The 23927-nt window shown below is 50.5% G+C and carries 22 protein-coding genes, 2 tRNA genes and 1 pseudogene; 8 read left to right on the forward strand and 17 right to left on the reverse strand.

The window, feature by feature from the left end:
- The 4 genes from IPL85_03835 to IPL85_03850 all read right to left on the reverse strand — a co-directional run bounded on the left by IPL85_03835 (position 1) and on the right by IPL85_03850 (position 6027).
- Complete coding sequence (locus tag IPL85_03835) at positions 1-1536, reverse strand: PAS domain-containing protein (protein QQS19391.1); 1536 nt, start codon at positions 1534-1536, stop codon at positions 1-3.
- Positions 1537-1540: 4 nt separating this feature from the next.
- Positions 1541-2890 carry a DUF3048 domain-containing protein gene (locus tag IPL85_03840; protein ID QQS19392.1) on the reverse strand — a complete coding sequence of 450 codons (1350 nt, stop codon included), beginning with the start codon at positions 2888-2890 and terminating at the stop codon, positions 1541-1543.
- A 543-nt stretch (positions 2891-3433) separates the two neighbouring features.
- Positions 3434-4861: a glutamate--tRNA ligase gene (locus tag IPL85_03845; protein ID QQS19393.1), complete on the reverse strand. Its 1428-nt coding sequence runs from the start codon at positions 4859-4861 to the stop codon at positions 3434-3436.
- 125 nt (positions 4862-4986) lie between these two features.
- Positions 4987-6027: a hypothetical protein gene (locus IPL85_03850; GenBank protein ID QQS19394.1), complete on the reverse strand. Its 1041-nt coding sequence runs from the start codon at positions 6025-6027 to the stop codon at positions 4987-4989.
- A 155-nt stretch (positions 6028-6182) separates the two neighbouring features.
- Between IPL85_03850 and IPL85_03855 the strand changes: the two genes are divergently transcribed.
- A complete protein-coding gene (locus tag IPL85_03855) occupies positions 6183-7682 on the forward strand; it encodes a PEGA domain-containing protein (protein ID QQS19395.1) in 1500 nt (499 codons plus the stop codon).
- 101 nt (positions 7683-7783) lie between these two features.
- On the opposite strand, the gene IPL85_03860 is transcribed toward IPL85_03855, so the two are convergent.
- A complete protein-coding gene (locus tag IPL85_03860; protein ID QQS19396.1) occupies positions 7784-9145 on the reverse strand; it encodes a sortase in 1362 nt (453 codons plus the stop codon).
- Positions 9146-9309: 164 nt separating this feature from the next.
- On the opposite strand from IPL85_03860, the gene IPL85_03865 reads away from it, so the two are divergent.
- A tRNA-Leu gene (locus IPL85_03865) sits at positions 9310-9396 on the forward strand.
- An 88-nt stretch (positions 9397-9484) separates the two neighbouring features.
- Here IPL85_03865 and IPL85_03870 read toward each other — a convergent pair.
- From IPL85_03870 to IPL85_03900, 7 genes are all read right to left on the reverse strand, one after another.
- Positions 9485-9751 carry a hypothetical protein gene (locus IPL85_03870; protein QQS19397.1) on the reverse strand — a complete coding sequence of 89 codons (267 nt, stop codon included), beginning with the start codon at positions 9749-9751 and terminating at the stop codon, positions 9485-9487.
- 887 nt (positions 9752-10638) lie between these two features.
- On the reverse strand, positions 10639-11427 hold the full coding sequence (locus IPL85_03875) for a hypothetical protein (protein QQS19398.1): 789 nt from the start codon (positions 11425-11427) through the stop codon (positions 10639-10641).
- A gap of 32 nt (positions 11428-11459) precedes the next feature.
- On the reverse strand, positions 11460-12332 hold the full coding sequence (locus IPL85_03880; protein QQS19399.1) for an HAD family phosphatase: 873 nt from the start codon (positions 12330-12332) through the stop codon (positions 11460-11462).
- Positions 12329-13066: a hypothetical protein gene (locus tag IPL85_03885; GenBank protein QQS19400.1), complete on the reverse strand. Its 738-nt coding sequence runs from the start codon at positions 13064-13066 to the stop codon at positions 12329-12331. Before IPL85_03885 ends, IPL85_03880 begins: the two co-directional genes overlap by 4 nt.
- 145 nt (positions 13067-13211) lie before the next feature.
- Complete coding sequence (locus IPL85_03890) at positions 13212-13781, reverse strand: hypothetical protein (GenBank protein QQS19401.1); 570 nt, start codon at positions 13779-13781, stop codon at positions 13212-13214.
- Positions 13781-14704, reverse strand: a complete 924-nt coding sequence (locus IPL85_03895) for an alpha/beta fold hydrolase (protein ID QQS19402.1) — start codon at positions 14702-14704, stop codon at positions 13781-13783. The genes IPL85_03890 and IPL85_03895 overlap by 1 nt, the downstream gene beginning before the upstream one ends.
- A 2-nt stretch (positions 14705-14706) precedes the next feature.
- Positions 14707-15324, reverse strand: coding sequence for an HD domain-containing protein (locus IPL85_03900; GenBank protein ID QQS19403.1), 618 nt, complete (start codon positions 15322-15324; stop codon positions 14707-14709).
- 79 nt (positions 15325-15403) lie between these two features.
- Between IPL85_03900 and IPL85_03905 the strand changes: the two are divergent.
- A pseudogene (locus IPL85_03905) lies at positions 15404-15490 on the forward strand (DUF2497 domain-containing protein).
- 81 nt (positions 15491-15571) lie between these two features.
- Here IPL85_03905 and xth read toward each other — a convergent pair.
- Entirely contained in the window at positions 15572-16366 is a 795-nt protein-coding gene (gene xth / locus IPL85_03910) for an exodeoxyribonuclease III (GenBank protein ID QQS19404.1), read from the reverse strand.
- Between the two features lie 119 nt (positions 16367-16485).
- On the opposite strand from xth, the gene pyrH reads away from it, so the two are divergent.
- Positions 16486-17190, forward strand: coding sequence for a UMP kinase (gene pyrH, locus IPL85_03915; protein ID QQS19405.1), 705 nt, complete (start codon positions 16486-16488; stop codon positions 17188-17190).
- Position 17191: 1 nt separating this feature from the next.
- Entirely contained in the window at positions 17192-17431 is a 240-nt protein-coding gene (locus IPL85_03920; protein QQS19406.1) for a hypothetical protein, read from the forward strand.
- A 79-nt stretch (positions 17432-17510) separates the two neighbouring features.
- Here the strand turns inward: IPL85_03920 and IPL85_03925 are convergent.
- Positions 17511-17600 (reverse strand) — tRNA-Ser (locus tag IPL85_03925).
- A gap of 244 nt (positions 17601-17844) precedes the next feature.
- On the opposite strand from IPL85_03925, the gene IPL85_03930 reads away from it, so the two are divergent.
- Both IPL85_03930 and IPL85_03935 read left to right on the forward strand, forming a co-directional pair.
- Complete coding sequence (locus IPL85_03930; GenBank protein ID QQS19407.1) at positions 17845-18729, forward strand: ABC transporter ATP-binding protein; 885 nt, start codon at positions 17845-17847, stop codon at positions 18727-18729.
- A complete protein-coding gene (locus tag IPL85_03935) occupies positions 18726-19931 on the forward strand; it encodes an ABC transporter permease (protein ID QQS19408.1) in 1206 nt (401 codons plus the stop codon). Before IPL85_03930 ends, IPL85_03935 begins: the two co-directional genes overlap by 4 nt.
- Positions 19932-19964: 33 nt before the next feature.
- Here IPL85_03935 and IPL85_03940 read toward each other — a convergent pair whose 3' ends face one another.
- Complete coding sequence (locus tag IPL85_03940) at positions 19965-20672, reverse strand: NUDIX hydrolase (protein ID QQS19409.1); 708 nt, start codon at positions 20670-20672, stop codon at positions 19965-19967.
- A 93-nt stretch (positions 20673-20765) separates the two neighbouring features.
- Here IPL85_03940 and IPL85_03945 point away from each other — a divergent pair, with 93 nt between their 5' ends.
- Positions 20766-21677 (forward strand): hypothetical protein, encoded by a 912-nt coding sequence (locus tag IPL85_03945; protein QQS19410.1) that lies wholly within the window; start codon positions 20766-20768, stop codon positions 21675-21677.
- A 181-nt stretch (positions 21678-21858) separates the two neighbouring features.
- Here the strand turns inward: IPL85_03945 and IPL85_03950 are convergent, their stop codons facing one another.
- Both IPL85_03950 and IPL85_03955 read right to left on the reverse strand, forming a co-directional pair.
- Positions 21859-23181 (reverse strand): divalent metal cation transporter, encoded by a 1323-nt coding sequence (locus IPL85_03950; protein QQS20434.1) that lies wholly within the window; start codon positions 23179-23181, stop codon positions 21859-21861.
- 119 nt (positions 23182-23300) lie between these two features.
- Positions 23301-23918, reverse strand: coding sequence for a DUF2202 domain-containing protein (locus IPL85_03955; protein QQS19411.1), 618 nt, complete (start codon positions 23916-23918; stop codon positions 23301-23303).
- Positions 23919-23927: the final 9 nt, after the last annotated feature.

A 23927-nucleotide genomic window follows, 5' to 3' on the forward strand; every position in this document is an offset into this window, starting at 1 on the left:
TTATTCGCGGTAGAGCGAGTGATTTTTTATCCAGCCGTGGGCTCCGCGGGTGATGCCATTAGTATTGCCTGTTTTGCCCTGTTCTGCAAGTTTGGTGTATGGCAAGACGGTGAATGTAAATGTGCTTCCCTCGTCAACTTTGCTATTGACCGATATTTGCCCGCCGTGTGCCTGCACAATAGCTCGACTCAGGTAGAGGCCTAGACCTGTGCCACCTATCTGAGCGCGGTTACGGTGGTTGCGGTAAAATTTATCGAAAATATGTGGCAAGATTGAAGAATCTATACCAAGGCCAAAATCTTTTACGCTGGTCTCGACAAGACCATTTGCGTTGAGGCTGGCGGAGAGGTGTACTTCTTTAGTCCCACGGGAGTATTTGATGGCGTTGTCGAGCAAGTTTGCAACGACTTCATATATGCTGTATCGATCAACTCCCACAGCCGGCAAGTTGCGTGCCACGGTAGCTTTTATGGTCACGCCTCGAACGCTTGCCCGCAGGCGTAGGTCGTTCACTACTGTGCGCAAAACGTCGTCCCACTCCTCTTGCTTTAGCTGGAGCGTGAGCTGGTTATCTTCTATTTTTGCAACATTCAAAATGTTGTCAACAAACGCAGCAAGTTGCTGAGCGGCGGCATCCATCTTTTTCATAAAGCCTTGCATTTCGGCGTTTAGGTTTGGGCCGAGTTCTTCGTCAAAAACCTCAATGTACCCGCGAAGTAAAGTAAGCGGAGTGCGTAGCTCATGCACGCTCAGTGCCACGAAGCTCATTGCTTGGTCATCTTGGCTGTAGACTTCGGTATGGTCAAACATAATGAGAAGCGTTTCGTAGCCCATGGGGTTCTCTTTGTTAAAATGGGCCGCTAGATCAAACTGCTTGCCGTTTTGCTGCCCAGGCAGGCCTATGCGTACGCGTTCCCAGCGCATATTGCCGGTAATACTTGATTGCCGAACGTTCTGTAGCCAGCTGTGTAATGTCTGGTCGTCCGAAAACGACATGTCGAGCGCGGTGTAGATATTTTTGCCCTCCATCTCATCAATCGGCAGGGCCAAATACCGGATGGCTGTTTCGTTTGCGTAAACAATGGCGTCGTCTTTGTCGAGGACAAGCAGTGGCAGCGGTAAAGAATTGGCAAGAAAGTTTGCATGCATGTCTTGTATTTTTTTTGAGGTAGTTTTTTCGACATCCGTGATGACGCTGGCCATCTGATAAACGTGGTTTATCAGACTTGACACGAGCTCTCTGCCGTAGTGCAGTTTTTCAATTTGGGGTGCGTGTTGTGACTCGCCGTGAGGAGCAACGTGCAAAATTGCTTGCCATAGTGCTTTCAATGGTTCGCTGCTCGTAGTAGTAATGAAATGGGTAAACAGCAGACCTCCGCCTAGCGAGCACAAAACCATACCCATAGAGACAACAAGCGGTTCCATCTCCTGTGAGTACAACATCCAGCCTATTCCAAGTACAAATGCCTGGAGCACAATGACATAGCCGAGGACTCGGAGGGTGAGTTGGTGTCGGTATTTGCTATAAAAATCCATAAGCCTACTGGTATGATAGTCTGTCGGCACCGCTAAGGGCGGTTAGCCATGTTTGGCCGGCGTTCAGGGCTATATCTGCACCAGCCGCATCAGTCAGCCTGAGTGGTGAGGCAGTTTCAGTCTTGCTCCACGAGGCTTGTATTACGGTGCCATCTTGGAATACAACGGCCTGTCCGCTGCCAGTAACGCCGTACTGGGAGTGCTTATCTGCGGCTACACCGTAGTTGGTTATAAGAGCGACAACAACTTTAGACTTGATTTGCGTTTGAGTACCGGCGGCGTCTATCGTCGTATGCGCCGCTCCGCCCTGGGCACGGGCGTAGGAGTTTGTCGCGGGGTCATAGTTAAACTGAGCATTGTAGCTACCACTTGAGGTGTTGAGATTGACAACGTTGGCGGGAGGTCTTGTCTCTGGTGTTGTGTTTTTCTTTGGCGTTGCCGTGGCAGCTGGGGGTGCTACGTAGGGTTTGTCCTTCTTACGGGTAAAACCGGTCAGTGTTGGCTTGCCGTACCCTTTTGTGGCCGCGAGCTCTGTCAGTTTCGAGCTACTTGTATATAGATTGTGTGGGGCATAGCGATTAGAAATGCGCCAAAATATACCACGCGTGTCGGGCAAATCTTTTGTGCCCCATGCCCCAATATTTTGCAAAGCCTCTGGACTGCCCCCAGCGTGGGCATACGCACAATCAAAGCTCATGCACCACTGCACATAGTACGGCCGGGCGCTGCGCACGGGGCCAATGTAGTCGGGCTGCGTGTCTTGGTAGAGAGCGAGGAAACGGGTGATCCCTCCTTCGGCGATTGCTTCAAAAACAACACCAGCCTGGTCAAGCCCACTTTGTGGCCGAGCATCAGGACTGTTTTCAATCATAACGCCCAAAACTGGACGCTCATTGACGCTTGGATCAACTTGTAGGCCGCTAAGGCTGCTGGCCACTGTGGTGATTTTTGGCGCAGGTTTCGGCGGATTTTTGCTCGTATAGACACCGCCTTTGACTGTTGGGCGCGTGAGCGTGTAGGCGGCAGTAAGCCCACCTCCTATGAGCAAGGCCACAACCAGACCGAGTACAATAGTCCAACGCTTGCTAAGTGTCCAGCGGAACGCAAAAAAACCAGGAGCCCTCTTTACTTGGGATGTGTTATTTACAGAGGACGACTCAACTTCATTTGGAGTTTCAGGTAAAATGTCGGTGGGAGTTTGCACTGCTCCAGGCGACTGATCCCCGGCAGTTTCGGTCGCTTCCTGCTCCGCAACCAACTCGTGGATGGAACGAAGGGGCTCTTGCTTAACTGGTTCAACTAGTTTCGGGGTTTGGCGGCGCAGTGGATCAGCCCCAAGAAAGTTATCAATCATAAGCATTATTGTAGCAATGTTAGGGGCTATCTACCACCATATTCAGTATAAATAATTTGTAGTTTGGGCGGTTTATGCTATTTTTATCTTATAAAGGTTGGAGCAGATGTCGGAGCAAGATAGGTCGCTTACACTATATCCCAGTCAGTTAGTGCCAACAAAGGGGTCTACTCTTATCCGTGTAGCCGTGGAAGCTCCCCTAGATTCAGAGTGTACTAATGAAGTTCTTAAGCAACTTCAGTTTAAGTTTGGTCAGAGAGCGGTGCAAGCTTATCAGTCGTCGGGGCATACCAATGGTGAGGATGACCCCTCTTCGCCGCGCACGGTATTCCAGCTAGACCCTGCTAGAATGCCTCGGGACGGGGAAAACGTATCACCTAGTCCGGATAAGCTTACCGGTGCTTTAGTGGCTGAAGTTAGGAGTGGGGCTTGCCTGTACCTCCTTGTGCTCCCAGAAAAAGTTGTTGTTAGGGATCGTACCCTGACGCATATTAGTCAAAGCAGAGCACTCGATTCGGTTACCCTGTAGTCATGGAATTGATATTAATTTTGCTGGGGTTTCAGGCGGGTGATGGTTTTATCTTTGCCGAGGAGAGCGAGGGTAGCGTCGAGTGCTGGGCTAAAGGGCGCCCAGGTAGTGTATATACGTATGAGGCTAAAAAGGGTGCCTGGATTTTGGCCGGTTTCTTCTAGTAGCTCGTTCAGAGCGGTTAGAATATGCTCGGCGTCCCACTGCTCTACCCCTTGCAGTTTGTCGCGGGCAGCGGCCATAAGGGCGTTTATTTCACTTGGCTGTAGTTTTTTTAGCTGTTTGTTCTCTGTTATGAGTGCGCGGTTTTCAGTTGGTTCACTAAAAAAGTATCGTGTCATCATGGGTAATTCGGCGAGGGTTTTTAGGCGATCTTGAACAAGCGCGAGTACCTGCTTTTTATGCAGCTCGTTGGCGTCGCCCGCTTCGGCTGGCCAGTATGGTGCAGTTCGGGCATAGAGGTCATCTAATGTTAGGCGACGAATCCACTGCCCGTTCATCCAGAGAAGTCTGGTTTCATCGAAACTGGCTCCGCTTTTCTGAACACGGCCTAGGCTAAATTTTTGTATAAGCTCTTCGCGGGTGAATATTTCTTGCTCGGTACCATCGTTCCACCCAAGACTGGCCAGGAAATTTAGCATGGCTTCAGGTAAAATGCCATCGGTACGATAATCAGTGACGCTTTTGGCACCGTCACGTTTGCCGAGTTTTTTCTTGCCGTCCGGAGCCAGTATGTGTGGCAGGCACGCAAGTATGGGTACTTCAAGTTCGAGTGCTGCGTAAAGGCTGAGGTAACGAGGAGTAGAGCTTATGTACTCAAGGCCGCGTATGACGTGGGTGATGCCCATTTCAGCATCATCTACGATATGGGCGAAATTGTAGGTTGGCAGGCCGTCGGCTTTGATAAGTACAAAATCGTCGAGTGCTTCGGGGCCGGCGGTGAGCTCACCCATAACCGGATCGTGCCAGGTGTAGCGTTTCACGTCTGTCACCTTGAAGCGTAGTGGTTGCGTGCCGTCCCAAACGGGTGGGTTTTCAGGACGGTGGTCACGGAATAGGAAAGCTCGCTTGGCAGCTTTGGCCTCCTCGCGGAAGGCCTGGACTTGTTCTGGGGTATACGGATCGGCGTAGGCCAGGCCTTTGTCTATAAGTTTCTGTGCCCAGGCGCGGTACGTGTCGCGCCGTTCGGTCTGAAAATACGGGCCGTGCTCTCCGCCAACACGGGGGCCTTCGTCCCAGGTGAGACCCAACCAGGTTAGTGTGTCGAGGATGAGATCGGTCGCACCCGCAACAAACCGTGCTTGGTCGGTATCTTCGATGCGTAAAATAAATGTGCCTGTTTGCTGGCGTGCTAAAAGCCAGGGGAATAATGCCGCCCTGACATTACCAACGTGGATGTATCCGGTGGGGCTTGGTGCAAAACGTGTACGGACAGTTGTCATATCCCTAAGTATACAGACTTCAGGGGTAAATTATAACTAAAAGGGCTTGGCTCGCCCGCCTTACGGCTGAACTCGCTAACAGTGGTGCCTGTACCGGGCTGGGGTTTTGCTAGGCCAAAGTAATGTTAGCTGTTTTTGGCAAGTGCTGCGAGCTGGGCGTCAGAAAATGGTTGTTCACCATGAACTTGGTACCATGTACCATGAGTAATCCAGGTAGCGTGGCGGTCACTAAATTTGTATATGGTTCGGCCTTCGGCTTGGACTGTGGTGTAGTTGGGGGCACCGTTGGCGGCGACTGAAGAAACTTGACGAATCATTTCTTCCCCACTCCAGTTGGTAGTTTGTTCGACCATTTGGTACCGTGCTAGGTCGCTACGAAATGTGTAGACAAGCCGTGAATCTTTCCCGGACACGCCCTCGTAAGTGAAACCGGCGGCGGCAAAGTTTGGCATGTGAGTTGACACGCCCGCCACAACACCGGCCATTTTGACCTGAAGGCTGGGTGTATTACGGAGTGCCAAAAATCCGCCTAAAAATAGTAGCACAGTAACACCGGCGACCATGGTGAGTGCATGTTGACGGGCTTTTTTCTTGAGGTGTGTTTTATGAGCTGTAATGTCGACGAAGTGGGAGGCATTGGCAATGGCTTGCTCAAATATATCTGGTGGATCGTTGCTGGGGGTTGGAGGCGGCACAATGAGAGGTTCGTTGGCGGGGAGATCCTGGGGTGGTGTTTGTACCTGAACATGGGTAAACGTGGTTGGGACGACGGCAGGGCTGTGGAAACGATGGACTTGCTGGTTTTTTTCAGTTGCGGTTGCCCGGTGCAGCCTGGCGGTATCAACATGTGATGCGATGTGCTTAACAACAATACTCTGCTGCTCACTGTGGCTGATTTCGTGTTGAACGTGCATTTGTTTTTTTAGTCCTGCACTGGGTTTTTTGACCGCTCGACGAACGAGTGTTTTTGATGACTCGGGATGACGATGCTTGGCGTGTGCGGCCGGTTGTCGAGCCTGCTTACTTACCGTGGTAACAGCGATGGGGCTAGGCTTTTTTACGCGTTGAACAACGGGTTTTTCTGGGGGTGAAGCTATGTCGATGATACGCCGACCCGACACAGCATCGTATAACTTACCGTTTACTTGCACAACCGTTTTCCCCATATTGTTTGCTTTCTCTCTTGTAGCTATCACGCTTTCATGACGTATCATACCGCTTTTGGTTGTGAAAGCGCAAGTGTTTTCAGTTCCTACGGATGCTGATATGTGAGTCGGAGATTGCGGCGGTTCTTTGGTAAGTCGAGTATACTGTAAACACCATGGATTTTCTTGATCCCAGAAAGGAACGGCTAAATCGTATTGTGCTCATTGCGAGCTACGGTCTTATTGCCGTTGCTATTGCCCTCACAAGCTGGATGTTGCTGTATCAAACCGACGGATATTGTTTGGGTCGAGATGGCAAGGTCGATCGGTGTGGTCTTGTGTTTGTTTCGAGTCAACCAGATGGCGCAACGGTGCATATTGACGATAAAGTGCAAAAATTTACCACAAATGGCAAGGTAAATCTAAAGAGTGGAACATATAACATCCGGTTGAGCCGCTCTGGCTATCACGACTGGAGCCGAAGCGTGACTGTGGCGGGCGGCGATGTCCAGAGGTTTGATTACCCGCTACTCTATCCTGTGAACCTCAAGTCGAAATCGATTGCGACCTTGGGCAGCTCGGCATCTTTTGTGACGCAGAGCCCAAATCGTCGTTGGGTGGTGGTTGCTGAGATTGCACAACCAGCTCAACTGAAAGTATTTGACCTACGAAATTCAGAACAACCAAGCAGCGTGACGATCCAGCTGCCGACAACGGTGATAAGCTCGTCCGAGTCAGTGCAATCTTGGAATGTCGTGGAATGGTCCAGCGACGGGCGGCACATTTTGACGCAGAGGTCTTACACGGCCGCGGGTACTCAGGCACAGGAATATCTCCTACTTGATCGCCAGGACGGCACTGCAGCAAGGAATATCACCAAGGAGTTGAGTCTGGCACCTGCTGAGCAAGTGCGGCTTTTTGATAAGAAGCAGAATCTATTTTATGTATATAACACCGAAACAAAGGTTTTGCGGACGCTTGCGCTGAACGGTAGTCCTCCCGCGACACTACAACTGCAACGGGTGCTGGCGTATAAAACCTATGAAGACAACACTATTTTATACGTGACCGACACGCCGCTGGGGAGCCAAGCGACACCGGGTTTTGTTTGGGTTGTTTTGCAACAAGGTACGCGTAGCGGTGTGCTGAAGCGTTTGCCGACTGCGAGCCGGTACTTACTTGATATTGCCCAGTACGACGGTAAATGGTACGTTGTTCTAGGCTCAGACGCATCAAAAGGTGTATATACGTACCTTAATCCACTTGACGCTGTGCTTGCAAAAGCATCAGATATGCCAGCTCCGTTTCGTTTTTTGAAGCTACCTTCCCCGCAGTATGTATCTTTTTCGGCAAATGCACAGTTTATTTTGGTTGGAAACGGCTTGAGACACACCGTGTATGACCTGGAGTACCAGGCAGTTTACCACTATATAAAAACTGCCCCCTTTGACGCATCTCAGGCACAAGCTGTGTGGATGGATGGTCATAGACTGACATACATCTCCGATGGAAAAGTTGTGGCATATGATTACGATAATCTTAACGAGCATGTGTTGCACGCGGCGCTCCCGCAGTACGGTGTGTTTTTTGCTCCTGACTTTGAGCATAGCTACGCGGTAACTCAGGTCGCAGGTGAACTGCCAAAACTGACACAGACTGCTCTAATCGTACCTTAGCCACACTCGGTATAAGCGTCGAATTCTAGAGGGGCAGGCTCGCCCGTGGCTGAAGGCGTTAACAGGGTTATTTACACCGAGCTATGGTTACCTGAGTGTTGCTACCGCCAAAACTCAATACTTCGCCACATACGAGTCCAGAGCGTGGGGCCATTGCTTGTGATTTGCACGGGCTCTGGTACAGCGGGCAAAGTGCCTGGTGTAGTGTTGGAGGCTACGTTCGGGCTAATTTGCTTGCCCCAAACAACTAGTCGGTTAGTACTGAAACCAGGCGGATCGCACGTAATAAGAACTGCCGTCGCTTGTTCTCCCTTAGTGTCGCCTAGAACACTTACTTGTGAAGGCGGAACGATTTCTTTTGCAAATACTTGGTAGCCGTATACTTTTCCTTGGTAGGTTACGTAAAAAATATCACCAGTGGTAAGCTCACGGAGTCGTACAAACGCAAATTTGTACTTGCCGCTGTTTAAAAGGTTCTGGCTTGAATGTCCAAAGTATGCACCGTTGCCGTTTTGACCGGGTTTTACGGTGCTGGAATAGTGCACGATGCCGTTTTCCAGAGAACTCTGTATTGTCGATTCGTCAGTGGTAGTGAGGTTGAAGTCTATCGGGATTTGAATATTTATTTTCGGTACAATTACTGTTGGATTCGCGGCTTGGTCGGCGGATATGTTGCTGACAATTATGGGCATGCTACTGACTTTACTGCTCGGCTGGATAAACGGCGTGATGATGTACTCGTTAAAAAAACCAAACAACAGAAATAAAAGCATGATAGCTCCAACACCCAGACCGAATAGGAGTGACTGAATGTGGTGGCGTGCCTCTAGTCTGCCCCCTGCACTCACTTTCTGTTGAATCTTCTGCTTTATGTGTCGTGTTTTTTCCGCTGTCCGTGAGTCGGCAACTCGGCGACCTACTTTGGTTTTGCGAATGAGCTCACCAGTTTTTTTAGCGGCACCAGACTTTCGTTTTTTTCTTTTCGTTTTTGGGGGCAACACTGTTCTGGGGGTGGAAAGATCCCCCACCATTACGCCGTTCAGGGCAGTTGCGTTCTGGTCAGGCACGTACGGAGTCTGGGCGGCATTAATGACGCGGGGCTCTATTTGTGCGCGCGATTGAACTGGTTGTTGCTTCTGGAATAGCTTTTGGTACGGTGTATACTCGTTTGCGGCATAAAATTCATCCCATACCTCACGTTTTTCGTCATCTGGTAGCTGTGTATAGTAGTGATGCCACTCTGTCTGCACTTCGGCAAGATTTTTTCCTGCCTCGGCGAGCTGTTTCATAAAAAGCTGGTGTTTGCTTGGAGCCCGATCATGCTTTGCTTTAACTAGTTCTTCGCTCGCTGACGGCTCTTGGCCATATGCGCGGGAAACCTTTTGCCGTATGAGCTCCACGGCAGCGCTGTCGGCCGGTTCAGGTCGGAGGGGGTTGTCAGGAAAAATTGGGTGTGTGCTCATATGCGTCTATACGCTAGCAGACCACCGCCCACTCGCGTTTCATACATAAGTATAGTACAATACACCCCTGGTGACTATGGGTAATCTCCATAGTTATTGCGCGCAAAGCGAGTAGTGCAACTAGTATATAAACATCACTTTGTTCATTGAAAAATAAATGTGCTGCCGCAGTGGTGGAATTGGTAGACACGCTAGACTCAAAATCTTGTGTCCTTACGGACGTGCCGGTTCAAGTCCGGCCTGCGGCACCACATTAATTTTTCAAACAATCGTGCCTATCGCACCAGGCCAGCTTACTTACGCCCGGCAGGGGTTTGTTTGAGTAAGGAAAAGGTTTTCTTATACCGATTTTAAGCCCGTAACAATGGCGATTCCAAGCGTATTGAAAATAATGTCAGAAAGAGAGTTTCGCCAGCTTTCGTAGCCGAAGAGAGTGCCACGTTTTGCCAGTAAGGGCGAAACCACAAAAATCTCAAGCGGTTCCCAAAGCGTGACGATAACAAGCGCCGGCAAAGGCCCGATTAGCCAAGCGAGCGCTCCACTGCTAACTACATGTACGAAACTCCATACGTCAACAAGTTTGTCATTGCGTTTGTGTTTCTTCATTGCTCAAAGTATAACAAAAAATGAAGCTCTGGCGCTACGTTACGCGGCAGCTGCGAGCAAACAGACGCCTGACATAGCTCTTATCCGAGAAGGTCCGTGTTTTGTTAGGGCTTGAAGAAAGGGGCCGCCCCCTCCTTATTTTTTTTTTTTTTTTTGTGTGGGGGGGCCCGGCGGGGGGGCACCGCCCAAAATATAAAAACCACATCTCTTTTTTATGGGGTGTAGCTCTGCGGGTTTCTGGTAACCCATACTTTTGGGGGGGGTAATTGGGGGGGGGAGTTTTGGGTGTGTTTTTTTTTTTTTTTCTGTCGCTCATCCCCTCCTGTTCTGTGCGGTGCGGGGGCGGGGGAGCCGCAGCCCCGCACCCTGCAACCCCCAACCCCATCCTCCCCTGCGGGGGGGGGGGGGGGGGGGGGGAACCTGAGAAAAAAGGGGGAAAAACGGGGGGGGGGGAGAAGGGCGGGGGGGGGGGGGGTGGAGGGGGTTGTTGGGGGCGTGTGGGGGTCGTCCGGGGTCGTGTGGTTGTTTTCGCGGTGTGGGTGTGTGGGGTTTAACCCCAAAACCCAAAAAAAGGAAAAAGACAAAACCCCTCCCCCCGGCGGGGGTGTGTTTTGGTTTTGGGGGGTCCGGGCGCGGCCCCCCCGGCCCGCTTGGGTTGCCGGTAGGCTGGGGGGTGGTTGGGGGTTGGGGGGGGGGGGGGGGGGGGGGGGGGGGGGTGGGGGGGGGGGGGGGGCGGGGGGGGGGGGGGGGTGGGGGGGGGGGGGGGGGGTTTGGGGGGGGGGGGTTTGGGGGGGGGGGGGGGGGGGGGGGGGGGGGGGGGGGGGGGGGGGGGGGGGGGGGGGGGGGCGCCTTCACTATATCTTTTATGCTTCGCTTTGTAATGTGATTTATGACACTAGGGTAGTGGTTATGGCTTCAAATGCTTTCGTCGGGTTTTGGAGCCACCAAGTGGCGGCCGAGGCTGCCGTGGTGACGCGCCAGATGGGTTTGTCGGTGGAGGCTGGTGTTGTACTAATATGCCCAGCTACGGCTACCACATCATGATTTTGGTTACGGATGATGAGGTGAAGGTTAGGGTACATGCTGGTAAGGTCGTGCAGTAGTTCTACCAGCTGTACTGTGCCGAGGTCGCTCGTAAAAGCGCTGGGCAGTTTTAATGAATGGCCTAGTTTCTGGAGCTGTCCCATACTGAGCACGAGTAGCGTGCTTGCCCGCGATATTATGCCGTGTGACTGTGAGCAAAAGAAGTCGGCCGCGTCTTTCGTGATGGTTAGCTGCCCCGTGTATTTGCCCGCAAAGTTTTCAAGCATGGCAGTTGTTTCGCTATTTCTGCCAAGGTCTCCCGCGATGAGTGTCCCGCCTGCCCACTGCCCTGCCGCCAGTACTTCGGCGAGTGCTTGCATGGCGAACCCGCCGCTGGGGTTGCTCGGTGCAAATTCTGCCGCTGGAAATAGTTTACCGATGGTTTTTTCGAGACAGTCAGGTAACAGAACTCGGACGCTACCTATGCCCGCTTTTTCAGCTGCTGCATATGCCTCGGCGACGGCTGCAAAACTTTGGGCGTGCCCGCCGACTATTAGAAGCTTACCGGCGGCACTTTTTAACTCGGGTCGTGCCCACAACAGATCAGGAAACAACGCTTTTTCGTCTTGTTTTAACCAGTATGGTTGATTCATAATCATAATTTACCCTTAATTTAGTGCCCTGGTCATAGTTCGTAGACGACGTTTTTGCGCTCGACTATGATCGGCCAGTTGCGTTTTTTAGCCGCTCGGTAAAGGTTTTGGTCCGGGCTGAAAGCGATGGGGTGCGTTACGGCTTCAAGGAGCGAAATATCGCTGGCACTATCGCCAACCGCGTAGCTTTCATCGTACGTCGCACCGTGTTTCTCGATGAGTGAATCGAGGGCGGATTTTTTATTAAATATAGGCGTTGCATATTTACCTGTGAACTGTCCGTTTAGCCGTTCAAACGTTCCACTTATGGCATCATCGAAGCCATGATGTTTTGCCAGCAGTTCAATGACTTCCTGGGGTGAGCCGCTGATTGCGAAAAGTAAATATCCCTTTGTTTTTAGCTCAGTCACTAGGTTGCGTGTGTACGTGAAGGTCTGGTCTTTGTATTCGTCAAATACCTCCTCTGCTACTTGGTCATACACTGCTGGGTCAATATGCGGCAGCGCGGTTTTGAGCCGTTCAACAACCTCGTTCTCATAAATGTGAAACCCTTCGGTGTCGTGGCGGTTTTTCCACTCCATGCGGGCGGCATTGATTGCCTCAAAATCACCCGGTCCAAGTTGCCCCACCTTCCCAAGTTTGTGTACCACAGCATGGTACAGCTGCCATCGGATGAGTGTGCCGTCTATGTCAAACACTGCAAACTTTCGAAGTTCATGTCGGCTTGCCTGCTTGTCAGCCGAGCCGCCAACTCCGCTAGTTATTTCGTCTTTTGCACGTTTTGCACCGGTGATTCTTCTCTCGCCGTGCCTTTGAAAGACTTCGTTAGTCGTTGTGCTAGAAAACAGCCATGAGCTCGAAGCATGAACCTCGCTTGTGTCAGCTTCGTGGCACTGTTTACTCATTTTAAAAGCTCTTTTACGTGCTTTAAACATTCCTCGGCGAGGGCGCGTGCGTCGGCTTGAGTGGTTACGATTTCACCGCGGATGGCAGCATCAACAGATACAGCTGCCACTTGGATGTGGTCCGAGGGGTTGATAATCCACGAGTGATTGGTTGCGGCTTGAGCTAGTGACCAGCTGAGGCTATCGATAGCTTCTTGGAATCTGGCCTTACGGTCGAAGTTGCCAACTGGGAATCGTTCCTCGACACGGTCTATCCAAACAGCAGGATCAGTTACAACCGAAAAGACGCGTAGCGTTCCAAACCCAAGCTGCCGGAAACCATCGATGGAGCTGGAAAATATGTCGCCGAGATTATAGCGGTGAGGGTAATCATCGATTTCGCTACCGTACATGATGAGCGTGTAAGGGTTAATGTTATGCTGGAGGTTTTCGTGTCGGGCGATGCGCTCGAAGATTGGCCGCAACCCTTCGTCAGTGTGCGGGTAGTAATAATAGCGTTTTGGGTCATCATCTGCTCGTGGTGAGCGGGTTGTGAAATTACGTGTTTTACCATACGAAAGGGGGTTGAGTGCGACGAGTGTATCCATTAGCGTGGTCTTACCCATACAGGTCGCTCCTACAAAACAGGTATAATCTATGTGTTTCAGTCGTGCCAGCACGGCACTGTTCGGTTTGTACGTCGGTTGCTCAGCCAGGAGCTTGCGCAGTAGCGCCTCTGTTTTCGCAGAAATCATATATATTATTCTACCCTTTCGCCTCTGAACACTACAACTCAGTTTTAGATTGTCCGGCCGGACAATCTAAATGATATGAGCCTGAGCCTGAGCCTGAGTATGGGCCTGGGTATGGGTATGGGTATGGGTATGGGTATGGGTGGGTTTAGGTTGTGGGTTTTGGCGGTTGTAGAGCATTTATGAGGTCGAGGTAGCGGTCGGGGTTGCGCCAGCAATCGTCGTGATCACCGCTCATGAAAACAATTTCTTCGAGCGGCAATGATTCCGGCCGATACCACGAGCGGTCATCACCTTGAGTTATGACTGCTTTGCCAGCAAAACGAACTGGAAGGTAGTCTGGCCGGCGAATCCGTCGGTACATACGCCAAGCGGGCAGTGGACGCAAGAAAAAGTATACGGCGTTCCACCAAGTTTTCCAGGCGTAGTATTGCACCTGCCCGTTTCCTAGCACATGCACCAGATCATACCAAACATGCCTGAGGGCGTTATCGAAGACGTGTCGGCCCGTATTGCACGAGGCATCTATGATGAGGACTTGCTGCCTCACTTTGGGCACGCGTACCAGTAGGTGTGCTCCAGAGTGGGCAACAATAAGGTTGGCATGTCTTTGGCTTTTGACGACGCGGTAGCCCCTGTCTCTGAGAGCTTGCCTCATCCGATGGCCGTGCCGCGGCCCTTCCATAAATCCATAGACTATGCACGCGGTTTGCGACATTATTTTCCTTCGGTCAAGTGCCTGTAGATAAGCCGTTTAACGGAGACAACTTCATGTTCCCCCTTATGTCCATTAATTACCCAGGTAAGATGAGCAATTGGAGCGATTTTGCTGAGTTCATATGCTGTTTGCGGTGGGCAAACAAAGTCGTAACGGCCTTGGATAATGTATAGCGGCATCTTGAGTTTGCCGGCGTTTTTCAGGATGAACCTATCGGGCAAGAAACAGCGGTTTCTCAAATACCGCATTTCGATTAACATTCCCTCGGGTTCAAAATCTTCAGGATTTGATGGCAAAAAATTATCATCCAAACTCATAATACTGCGTTCAAGCTCCTCGTAAGCATGTGCAGATTTTTTGGTCGCTGCCTCGTCTGTACCGAGTGCCTGTGCTATGTGGTACGCGCTTGGGTCACCCCAGTATTTTTTGGGTGTTGCGGCTAGGTAGTGCTCCCAAGCATCGGGAAAATGAGCCCGAAACAAACCTTTGTCTACCCAATCTATTTCGGCCTGCGAGCCGGTGAATACGCCGTCAATGACAATACCTTTGACTCGGCGTGGTTCGCAGATGGAATAGTAGAGTGCGAGCGTGCTTCCCCATGATCCGCCCGTAATAATGAATTGATCAATTTTCAGGTAGTCGGCAATTTTGGTAATATCTGCGGCCAGCTCCTGGGTATTGTTGTGGTGCCAGCGTCCGAGCGGTGTGCTTTTACCGCTGCCCCGCTGGTCGTGGAAAATCACGCGCTGCGTGACAGGGTCAAATGGCAATTTGTGTTTGTTTTTGCACTGCGCGCCTGGGCCTCCGTGAAGGAAGAATATCGGAGTTTTTGCCTTTTTATTGCCCCAGTCCTGAATGTACAAGGTGTGTTCGTGGCCGACCTCGAGCATGTGTTCTGCGATTGTATGCTTGTCTGGGGTCATCACTACTTCTCTGCTGACTTCTTGTCGGGTGGCTTCCAGTCGCCGCCGTTGACGCGGTTTTTGGGAGAGCCGGCGTGCCAGTGGTCGGGGTCGGTAGACTGAATTTCGTCCCACATGTGTCGGGCGGTTTTGGTGTACAATTTTGTATCGGCCACAAGTCGACGATTGAACTGCCAAGTCTTACGAAGAGCATTGCCCTGCATTGCTTGCTCGCAAAGTTCCATGTCGACATCTAGGTTATCGGCGTCTTTCACAATTTTCGCTTCCAGACAATCTCGCTTCTCATATTCTTCGAGTAGGCTTAAAAACTCTTCGCCGATGCTCGTGTCATCCATCATATCTTTGGCTGCGCCTGCCTCGTCCTTTGTAACGTATTGCCTCGATAAATAGTCGACATCCCCTGTACGGCTTTCGGCTATGTCGTGGACGAGTGCCATTTTGACAAGCTTGCCGGTGTCTAGTTTGCCACCTTCGCGGGCGGCGATGACGAGCGCAATCCAAGCGACCCGGAAGTGATGGTCAGCGAGGTTTGCAAAATTCTGGCTATGAAAACGCCGCCACTGCCGATCTATAAGGCGAATAGCCCCCAGCTCATATAAAAAGTCCACATCCCGTTTCATGTTACTAGAATATCATTTTGCGGGCTCAAGAGGTAGCACTCACTTCACCGCCGCGCCAGCCGGCCCGCCGGCGGGGGCGCCCACCCCCCCGGCCCCCTTTAACCCCCCCCCCCCTCCCCCCCCCCCCCCACCGGCCCCCCCCCCCCCGGGGCCCCCCCCCCCCCCCGGGAAAAAAAAAAAAACTCAAAGCGAAACGCGTGATTTAGAGCATTACAGATTACGTGTGCTTTCGGTTCGTCTGCTAGGGCTAAATTTCAATGGATATTGGGCAGTGATCGCTCCCCATTACATCGGGGTGAATCTGCGAGTTTTTAACCTGGTTTGCAATATCGGCTGAGGCAAGCCAGTAATCTATGCGCCAGCCTACGTTGCGGGTGCGGGCATCGGCCCAGTGCGTCCACCAAGTGTAGGCGTCAGTTTTATCTGGGTTAGCGCTGCGGAAGGTATCGATAAACCCGGCGTCTAGAAATGCTTGGAAACCGGCACGTTCTTCATCTGTAAACCCGTGTTTACCAACATTCGGCTTAGGGTTTGCAAGGTCAATTTCCTGGTGTGCCACATTCATGTCCCCGCAGTACAAAACCGGCTTTGTTTGTTTCAGCTGCTGTAGATATGCAAGACAGGCCTTGTCCCAGTGTTCGTAGCGGAGGCTGAGCCGGCTAAGGTCGCCTTTGCTGTTTGGCGTGTAGCACGTCACAACCCAGAAATTTGGGTATTCGGCGGCAATAATTCTACCTTCTGCGTTCGAGTCACCGTAGCTATCGCCCGTAACGTTGTATTGTTTGATGATTTCACCCGGGAAGCCATCTACACATCTGATAGGTTTCACTTTGGATAGTACCGCCGTGCCACTGTAGCCTTTCTTTACCGCGCTAAAAAAGTGTTCTTCATACTGCGGAAAATCGAACACAAATTGTCCTCGCTCGGCTTTGGTCTCCTGTAAACACAAGACGTCAGGATCGTGCTCTTGCACGAACTTCTGCAAAAGGCCTTTTGAGAGCACCGCCCGTATACCGTTAACATTCCAGCTATAGAGTTTCATGCGGATTAGTATAACGCATTGCTACTTAAAGGACTGCAACGCGGCTGATGAGTGAGTCTGGTGGGGTGGGATTATGCGGTTTATGTATTGGGTGCGTCGGGCATGCTATACTCGACCTTATGTATAAACGAATTTTACTTAAACTTTCTGGGGAACAATTACAAGGCGATAAAGACGGCGGTTTTGACGCTGAGCGGGCAAAGTGGATTGCCGGACAGATAAAACCAGTCATAGAAGCGGGTACGCAGGTGGCGATAATAGTTGGCGGTGGCAATTACGCACGCGGCGCACAGCTTATGGGCAATGGTATCGTTGATGTGACCGCGCACAATGTCGGCATGCTTGCAACCGTAATAAATGCAGTAACACTGGCTGACGTCTTTAACGCTGACGGTCTAGAAACTCGGGCGCTGAGCAACATTGAAATCAATCAAATTGTTGATAGTTATACTTTCCGCCGTGCGGTAACCCATCTTGAAAAAAATAGGGTTGTTATAATTGGAGGCGGTACGGGTCGTCCTTTTGTTACCACTGACACGGCGGCTGTAAATCTTGCATTGGAATTGAAGTGCGATGCAATTGTTAAAACAACAAAAGTCGACGGCGTGTACAACAAAGACCCAATGAAATTCCCTGACGCAGTAAAGTACGACCATATCAGCTATGACGAAGCGTTAGCCAACGGCGATATCCAGGTTATGGACAAGGCAGCATTGGGAATGGCACTTGAAGATAAAAAGACACTCATCATCTGTGACTTACTCACAGAAGGCAATATTGCCCGCGCCGCTGCCGGCGAATCGGTCGGAACCATCATTCGCTAAAATGGATATACTTCTTGAAAAGCTCAATCAGCCTGACTTACGCGAGGTAGGTCAGCGGCCGTCAAAGCTACAGACCGCTATGGTCATGGGAGCACTTATAACTGGCTTGGTGTTCGCTGGCAACTGGGCATTTCCCCTGGCGGCTGATATGTTTGCCTCGAGTCGTAAGCTAGTAGTTGAGTTGCAGCAACCGGATAAGCCCATGTATTTCCCTACGTCTAGTAGTGCTCAATCCTCATAATGTAAGTCTGGAGCGTTCACGGATCTGATTACATGACCATAAACGGTTTACGTTATTTTGCCGGTAGGTTTATTGTGTCTGGCGGAGGGAGAGGGATTCGAACCCTCGATGCAGTTGCCCGCAAACCGCCTTTCCAAGGCGGCGCCATAGACCACTAGGCGACCCCTCCGTAATGTTAGCAGTATAGCGAAAATGGGGTGAAGAAAACAGAGCGTTTTAAGAAGAACAACGTTAAGTGCTCGATTTAGATTGTCCGGCCGGACAATCTAAATCGAGATTAAACATTGAGCTTGATTCGTGAGCAGCTGCGTCAGAAGTCGCTCCGTGGAAGTGGTGTTGCGAAAAATACGTTGGAAAATGAAGTTTATGTAGTTGCGCCTCTGTTGCAAAGGGCGGTACACTAAGAAGCATAAATGTCTCTTATAGAACTTAAAGACGTTAGCAAGCTGTATGGCTTTGGCGACGCTACAAGTGTGGCGCTCGACGAGGTCAGTTTGACTATCGAAAAAGGCGAATGTGTAGCTGTTATGGGTCCTAGCGGCAGCGGTAAGAGCACACTTATGAACATGATTGGACTGCTTGATCATCCGACCCACGGCGACTACTTTTTTTCTGGTAAGCGTGTCAGCCGGCTTTCGACAAATCGGCGAGCACGAATTCGCCGTGACAAGATTGGATTTATTTTTCAGTCGTTTAACCTGCTAGGGCGATTAACCGCCCTCGAAAATGTTGCACTTCCCTTGCTTTACCGTGGTCTCAGTACATCAAAGCGTAACCATGCTGCCCGCTCATTACTTGAACGTGTTGGCTTAAATGACCGCTGCTACTACTACCCGAGGCAATTGTCTGGTGGCCAAACACAGTGTGTTGCAATAGCGAGGGCGTTAGTAAACCAACCAGAAATCATTATTGCAGATGAACCGACGGGTAACCTTGATTCTGAAAGCTCTCGTCTTGTGATGGAACTTTTGGGTGAAATTCACAAATCGGGTAACACTATTATTTTTGTGACGCATAACCCTGAGCTCACCCGTTACGCAACTCGGGTTGTGTACATGCAGGACGGGCTTATTAAACACGATGAGCAAACAAAACTTGGCGAAGTAGGCCGCTACGTGGCACAGTTTATGTACAAAGTGCCAGTTGCAAGCGAAGAAGATGATTTGGCGGGAGTGTCGGTGCTTATGAAAATACGCCCTGGAGAAACTGGGTCAGATAAAAAAACCAAAAAATTGCCACAGAAGCGGGCTTCTAAGCGACGCAGTAAACGTGAGACGAAACAAAAGGCATCGACATGACCAGTATACGTAAAGGTTACCTTGGTCTTGCGCTTCAAAGTCTGCGGGCTTCTCGTATGAGAAGTTTCATGACCATGCTCGGAATAGTTATTGGAGTTATGTCGGTGATAGTGATTGTCGGGGTTGGAGAAGGAGTGAAAGATCAGATTGCCGATCAGTCGGCACGTTATGGCAAAGATGTTCTCATCGTTCGGCCAGACACAGGAAGCGGTCTCGGCGGAAGCTTCACTGGCGTGGCAACTAGTTTGCTCGAACCCGCCGACGCAGAAACACTTCGGCGTTCTCCGAGCGTACAGCAAGTCGTTCCACTCAGTACACTCAGGGGGGCAATAAAAGCAGATAAAAGCGTACAGAGTCCGCTAGTCATTGCAACGAGCCCTGAATTGGCTAGCTTAGTGCATCAAAAAATGGAGTTCGGTGGCTTCTTTACAGCAAGTGATGGAGAACGGGTAGCGGTGCTTGGGAAAACGGTGGCGGCACAGCTTTTTGCAGATGTCGCACCGCTTGGGCAGCAACTCACCTTTCGCGGCCAACAGTTTACCGTAGCCGGTGTGTTTAGTTCGTTTACGGCAGCGCCATTTTCGCTTGAAGCAAACTACAACGAAGCAGTCTTTATCCCTTATGCGGCAGCCCAATCTTTATTGGGGTCTCCGCCCCGCATGAATCAGCTTTTTGTCCAAGCAAAACCGGGCGTTTCTACGCAGGTTTTAGCCACGGAGTTACAGAAAACAATATCCGATTCTCATGGCGGCACTGATGATGTTGCGGTACTCTCGCCTGGCTCAAAAAGAGGTGGTGTTGAGCCCACGTTGCAACTCTTGACGCTCATGACTGTTTGTATGGCCATAGTCGCCCTCGTCGTAGGTGGAGCTGGCATTATGAATATGATGCTAGTAAGCGTCACCGAGCGTATCCACGAAATTGGGCTCAGGAAAGCAATTGGCGCAACAAACAAACAAATTCTCAGGCAATTTATGACTGAAGCTTTCGCGCTCTGTATAGTCGGCGCGGTGGTTGGAGTTGTTGCTTCGTTGGCGGCCATTGGGCTGCTGCGTATGTATACAAGTCTTTCTCCGGCGATAGTATGGCCCGTTGTGGTGGCTGCGCCGCTCATAGCGCTCGCCACAGGTGTACTTTTTGGAGCCATCCCTGCTATCAAGGCTGCCCGAATGGACCCCATCGAAGCCCTTCGCCACGAATAAATAAAACACAAATACGGTTTTCTCGGCTACAGCCTAATATTGTTCTTGTGGGTAAAAACTGGTGTTGTCCTTGAAACTACTCTGACCATTTTCGACGATGTTGAGCATATCGACACACGATTTGAATTTCTTCTTTTGCTCAGCATACTTACTTGCCGTCATCCACTCTGCGTTTGCGAGTGGCCAGTTTTGTGTTTCCTTACCCTCAGAATCAGCTTTGAATATCACGAACAATTTGTCTTCCAGAAGCTCATCAGTATTTTCCTCATAGTCACGCTGCCGGTAAAATCCTATGAATTGTACAGGCACATCCAGCCCTGTCTGCTCCTTCAAGCCGTGCCGTGCCGCATCTTCAAATGTCTCGCCCCACCTCACCGGCTGGCCGATAACACCCCAGTACCAATAAAATGGCTGCCGAAGGCGCTGATGAAACAGATATTCAGTTTGGCCTGTGTTGGCATTAGCTCTGGATAGTATAGTTGCGGTGGTTAGTTTCGGCTGTCGAATCGGTGCCCGTTCCGCGTAGTCAAACCGATTGGCTAGCTCTTTTCCCTCAGGCGTTAGCTCGTACAAGCCTTCTTCGTTCTTGGCAACCAAATCTAGCTTCACAAGCTTGCGCAGATGAAACTTAAAGTCATCGCTCGTCAGTCCCGTTACCGCCATCATGTCCGAAAAACGTCGTGATGGGTGTAGCGCCATTTCTCGCAATACTTTCACTTGTAATCTGTGCAGCTCTAGCATGGCCTGCATTATATGGTACCTCGGTCATTTACGCGAATTTAGGGTATTATATTACCCTAAATTTCAGTGTCTTGTGATGGTATAATCGTCGCAATGAACCCTGTTTATGTAGCAAGAAGAGTGTATCGGGAATTCGCTGCGACCGGATTCGGTGACATGCTTAAAGATACGCCTCGGTACCATCGTTTTATTCCTGATGGGTTTTCTACGGAACAATGGGAGCGGCTAATCGGTCCAGATGGAAACAACCTTCATCATATGCGTCAATCAATAGCCGTTGCTGCTTGGTTCGTTGATACTGAGAATAATATTAAACCCGGCACTTTCTCCTATAAGGAAGCACAGGAGCTAACGGTAACGGCAGCCATGCACGACCAGGGCGAAGCAGTCGTCGGAGATATCGAGTATGGTAGAAAGTCACGGAATCAGCGGGAGAAAGAGGCGCGTACACTAGTAGAATACGAGGCGTCCTTTGTGCCTAAACTAGGGGGCATGATCCTGACAGTTTATAGAAGGGGTCAAGATATTGCATTTGGTGATAAAATGCAGAAAATGCCTGGTGCCTTTAAGACAGTTGAGCTGATGGGCTTCATGAACAATACTCTCTCATCTCTGCAGCAGATTAGACGACTGGAGCATGCAGCGCTTGGGGATAGGTATATGACCCTCCTTGGGATCGATTCGGATGAGGACCGTGAGGCAGCCATCGTTGCACTTAAGAGGTTGACTACCGAAGTGTTAGGTAGTGGTGTTGTCGGTGATCTTATCGAATGCGGTAAGCGCTTTCCGAGCGCTCAGAATTACCTACAACTACATGCTTCTCAGATAAGCAAGGGTATGGAGGGTGTGTTAGAGGAAACGTTCGGATGGTATGATAAAGAAGACCCAGGTGCAACATCCGGCGAGAGACGGCGTCGGCTAGAGAAGTTTCACCAACAGAAAAACTTATGGAGAGTTTGGATAGCTGACCACTCGTCAGCAGAAGTACCGTTCATTGCCCGATAAATTTTAATAATTAACCTTTGCTTGGGGTAAGTACCGAGGTCTAAAGGCGCTGACTCGCTCGCCTCGCTTTAAATAACCTAAAGTCAATCCAGTTGTTTAAAGCTCCCCATCGTGAAGGATTTGCTCCCTCTCGCTAACGCCTGAGGAAGCTATCAGCGGTATTTACACTGAGCTGGTTTTTTTAGAACATTGACCACAGGGCGGCGAGGCCGGCGACGGCCATGAGCGTTGTTGTCACCCAGCCGATGATGGTGGTGCTGCGGCGGTTTACCCAGTGACCCATGATGCTTTTATTGCCCGCAATTCTTACGATAAAAAACAGTACAAATGGAGCGACAATGCCATTGGCGGCAGCCGAGTAAATGAGTGCTTTAATGGGGTCAAGCCCAACAAAGTTTAAGCCCAGGCCGACAAGCATGGAAATAATAATAACTCCGTAAAAAGCATGGGCTTGCTTAAGCGGGCTATGCAGACCACCCTTCCACTTTAGGCTTTCTGAAACCGCATAACTAGAGGAACCGGCCAGTACGGGTATGGCAAGCATACCGGTACCAACAATACCTAGGGCGAACAAATAGTAGGTTGCTTCACCGGCAAATGGCCGAAGCGCCTCCGCCGCCTGAGAGGCACTCGTGATGTTTGTGATGCCGTGTGGAAAAAGTACCCAGCCACAGACAGCGATTATAAAAAACATGACGAGATTGCTTAAGAACATACCGCTCCAAACGTCTACACGCATTTTGCGAATTTGTTCGGGCGCGGTCGCACTGCGTCGTTCGCGCAGGGTTGTTTTACCCTCCAGAATTTCTTCTTCGACTTCCTGCGAGGTCTGCCAAAAGAACAAGTATGGGGAAATGGTGGTACCGAGTATGGCACAAATGAGGAGAAGACTGTCTCTGTTAATTGTGAGGTCTGGGACGAAAGTATGCTGTAGAGCTTCTGTCCAGTCAATCCTCGCCAAAATAGCCGAGACGATGTAGCTAAGCAGAACGAGGGCTAGCCATTTTAGGTATTTTGCGTACTTTGCGTAGGGCATGAGAACTTGCAAAAGCAAACTAAAAACCGCAAAACCAACAACGAGCCAGCTAAAAGACAGGCCAGGTCTCAAAAGCTGTACGGCCTTTGCCATAGCTCCAAGGTCTGCGCCAATGTTAAAAGCATTGGCCGCAAAAAGCAGAAGCGTCACAAACCGCAGCATACGACGTGAAAAGTGTACACGAATGTTTCCCGCGAGACCTCTGCCCGTCACCATGCCAATTCGGGCACACATTTCCTGTACTACGCTCATGAGCGGGAATGTCCACAAGCTCAGCCACAAAAACCCAAAGCCGTGTTGAGCGCCGGCTTGGCTGTAAGTAGCGATACCCGAAGGGTCGTCGTCACTTGCTCCTGTTGTCAGCCCGGGCCCTAGTGCATGCCAGTAGTCACGTGCCCTTTTTACGCCTCGATTGTTTGGAACGGCTTGGACGGCTCTGTTGCCTGCTTCCAGCGTTTTTTCAAGCATGACCGCAGGAACTTCCACGCTTTTCTCGAGGAACTTGTCAGAATCGAATCGTTTGGGTATGTTTGGCATGGCAAAAAGCGTAAGCTATTTGCCAGTATTGTAACAGATTCATCCGGCTACTAGTACCGAGAAAGCTGGCGGTTGAAGGCACGCAAATGGTTTTCGGAACCGGTTCGGAGTTTTTCGAGCGTAGTTACAATATTGCTATCGGTAGCTGTTGCAAGTTGCTTTGTAATATCGGCAATGTCTTTTTCTTCAATGGCTACTCCAATCTTGTAGGCTTCCTCGGCACTTTGCTTGCCTTGAGCAATTAGCTGGTCGTAGAGCGTTTGCAGCTCCGGGTTCGTGAACGTACCAGTCTTGCCTGTGCGTGAGTCTGGTAAGTTTCTTGTGTTTAAGAGAGCCATCGCTTCGCCCTGATGTGTCTGCTCACTGTTTAGTATATTGCCGAAAACTTTTGCGCCGTAGGTATCATGCATTACGCTGTAGACATCATAAGCGAGCTTTTCTTCTTCCAGGAGGTAGTTTAAAAGCTCATTTTGTGACAGTGTGTTGACTGTAGCCGCGGAAGGATCGGCTGTTTCTGGCTTGGACGTTGCTTCACTTGTCCTTTGCGTTACTGTTTTCACGACCGGTGCGGATGATTCTGGTTTAGATAGGGCATAAAAAAAGCCTGCCACAAGTACGGCAATTGCCATAGCAATAATAACGGTTGTTTTGGTAAATACTTGTTTCACGGAGAGCCT

Source organism: Candidatus Saccharibacteria bacterium, assembly GCA_016699955.1.
In the GTDB taxonomy this organism is placed as follows: Bacteria; Patescibacteriota; Saccharimonadia; order Saccharimonadales; family UBA4665; genus JAGXIT01.

Bases quoted from the DNA above. Each gene is read 5' to 3' on its own strand.
- IPL85_03835 (QQS19391.1), bottom strand. From the start codon at position 1,536: ATGGATTTTTATAGCAAATACCGACACCAACTCACCCTCCGAGTCCTC.
- IPL85_03840 (QQS19392.1), bottom strand. From the start codon at position 2,890: ATGATTGATAACTTTCTTGGGGCTGATCCACTGCGCCGCCAAACCCCG.
- IPL85_03845 (QQS19393.1), bottom strand. From the start codon at position 4,861: ATGACAACTGTCCGTACACGTTTTGCACCAAGCCCCACCGGATACATC.
- IPL85_03850 (QQS19394.1), bottom strand. From the start codon at position 6,027: ATGGGGAAAACGGTTGTGCAAGTAAACGGTAAGTTATACGATGCTGTG.
- IPL85_03855 (QQS19395.1), top strand. From the start codon at position 6,183: ATGGATTTTCTTGATCCCAGAAAGGAACGGCTAAATCGTATTGTGCTC.
- IPL85_03860 (QQS19396.1), bottom strand. From the start codon at position 9,145: ATGAGCACACACCCAATTTTTCCTGACAACCCCCTCCGACCTGAACCG.
- IPL85_03870 (QQS19397.1), bottom strand. From the start codon at position 9,751: ATGAAGAAACACAAACGCAATGACAAACTTGTTGACGTATGGAGTTTC.
- IPL85_03875 (QQS19398.1), bottom strand. From the start codon at position 11,427: ATGAATCAACCATACTGGTTAAAACAAGACGAAAAAGCGTTGTTTCCT.
- IPL85_03880 (QQS19399.1), bottom strand. From the start codon at position 12,332: ATGAGTAAACAGTGCCACGAAGCTGACACAAGCGAGGTTCATGCTTCG.
- IPL85_03885 (QQS19400.1), bottom strand. From the start codon at position 13,066: ATGATTTCTGCGAAAACAGAGGCGCTACTGCGCAAGCTCCTGGCTGAG.
- IPL85_03890 (QQS19401.1), bottom strand. From the start codon at position 13,781: ATGTCGCAAACCGCGTGCATAGTCTATGGATTTATGGAAGGGCCGCGG.
- IPL85_03895 (QQS19402.1), bottom strand. From the start codon at position 14,704: ATGACCCCAGACAAGCATACAATCGCAGAACACATGCTCGAGGTCGGC.
- IPL85_03900 (QQS19403.1), bottom strand. From the start codon at position 15,324: ATGAAACGGGATGTGGACTTTTTATATGAGCTGGGGGCTATTCGCCTT.
- xth (QQS19404.1), bottom strand. From the start codon at position 16,366: ATGAAACTCTATAGCTGGAATGTTAACGGTATACGGGCGGTGCTCTCA.
- pyrH (QQS19405.1), top strand. From the start codon at position 16,486: ATGTATAAACGAATTTTACTTAAACTTTCTGGGGAACAATTACAAGGC.
- IPL85_03920 (QQS19406.1), top strand. From the start codon at position 17,192: ATGGATATACTTCTTGAAAAGCTCAATCAGCCTGACTTACGCGAGGTA.
- IPL85_03930 (QQS19407.1), top strand. From the start codon at position 17,845: ATGTCTCTTATAGAACTTAAAGACGTTAGCAAGCTGTATGGCTTTGGC.
- IPL85_03935 (QQS19408.1), top strand. From the start codon at position 18,726: ATGACCAGTATACGTAAAGGTTACCTTGGTCTTGCGCTTCAAAGTCTG.
- IPL85_03940 (QQS19409.1), bottom strand. From the start codon at position 20,672: ATGCTAGAGCTGCACAGATTACAAGTGAAAGTATTGCGAGAAATGGCG.
- IPL85_03945 (QQS19410.1), top strand. From the start codon at position 20,766: ATGAACCCTGTTTATGTAGCAAGAAGAGTGTATCGGGAATTCGCTGCG.
- IPL85_03950 (QQS20434.1), bottom strand. From the start codon at position 23,181: ATGCTTGAAAAAACGCTGGAAGCAGGCAACAGAGCCGTCCAAGCCGTT.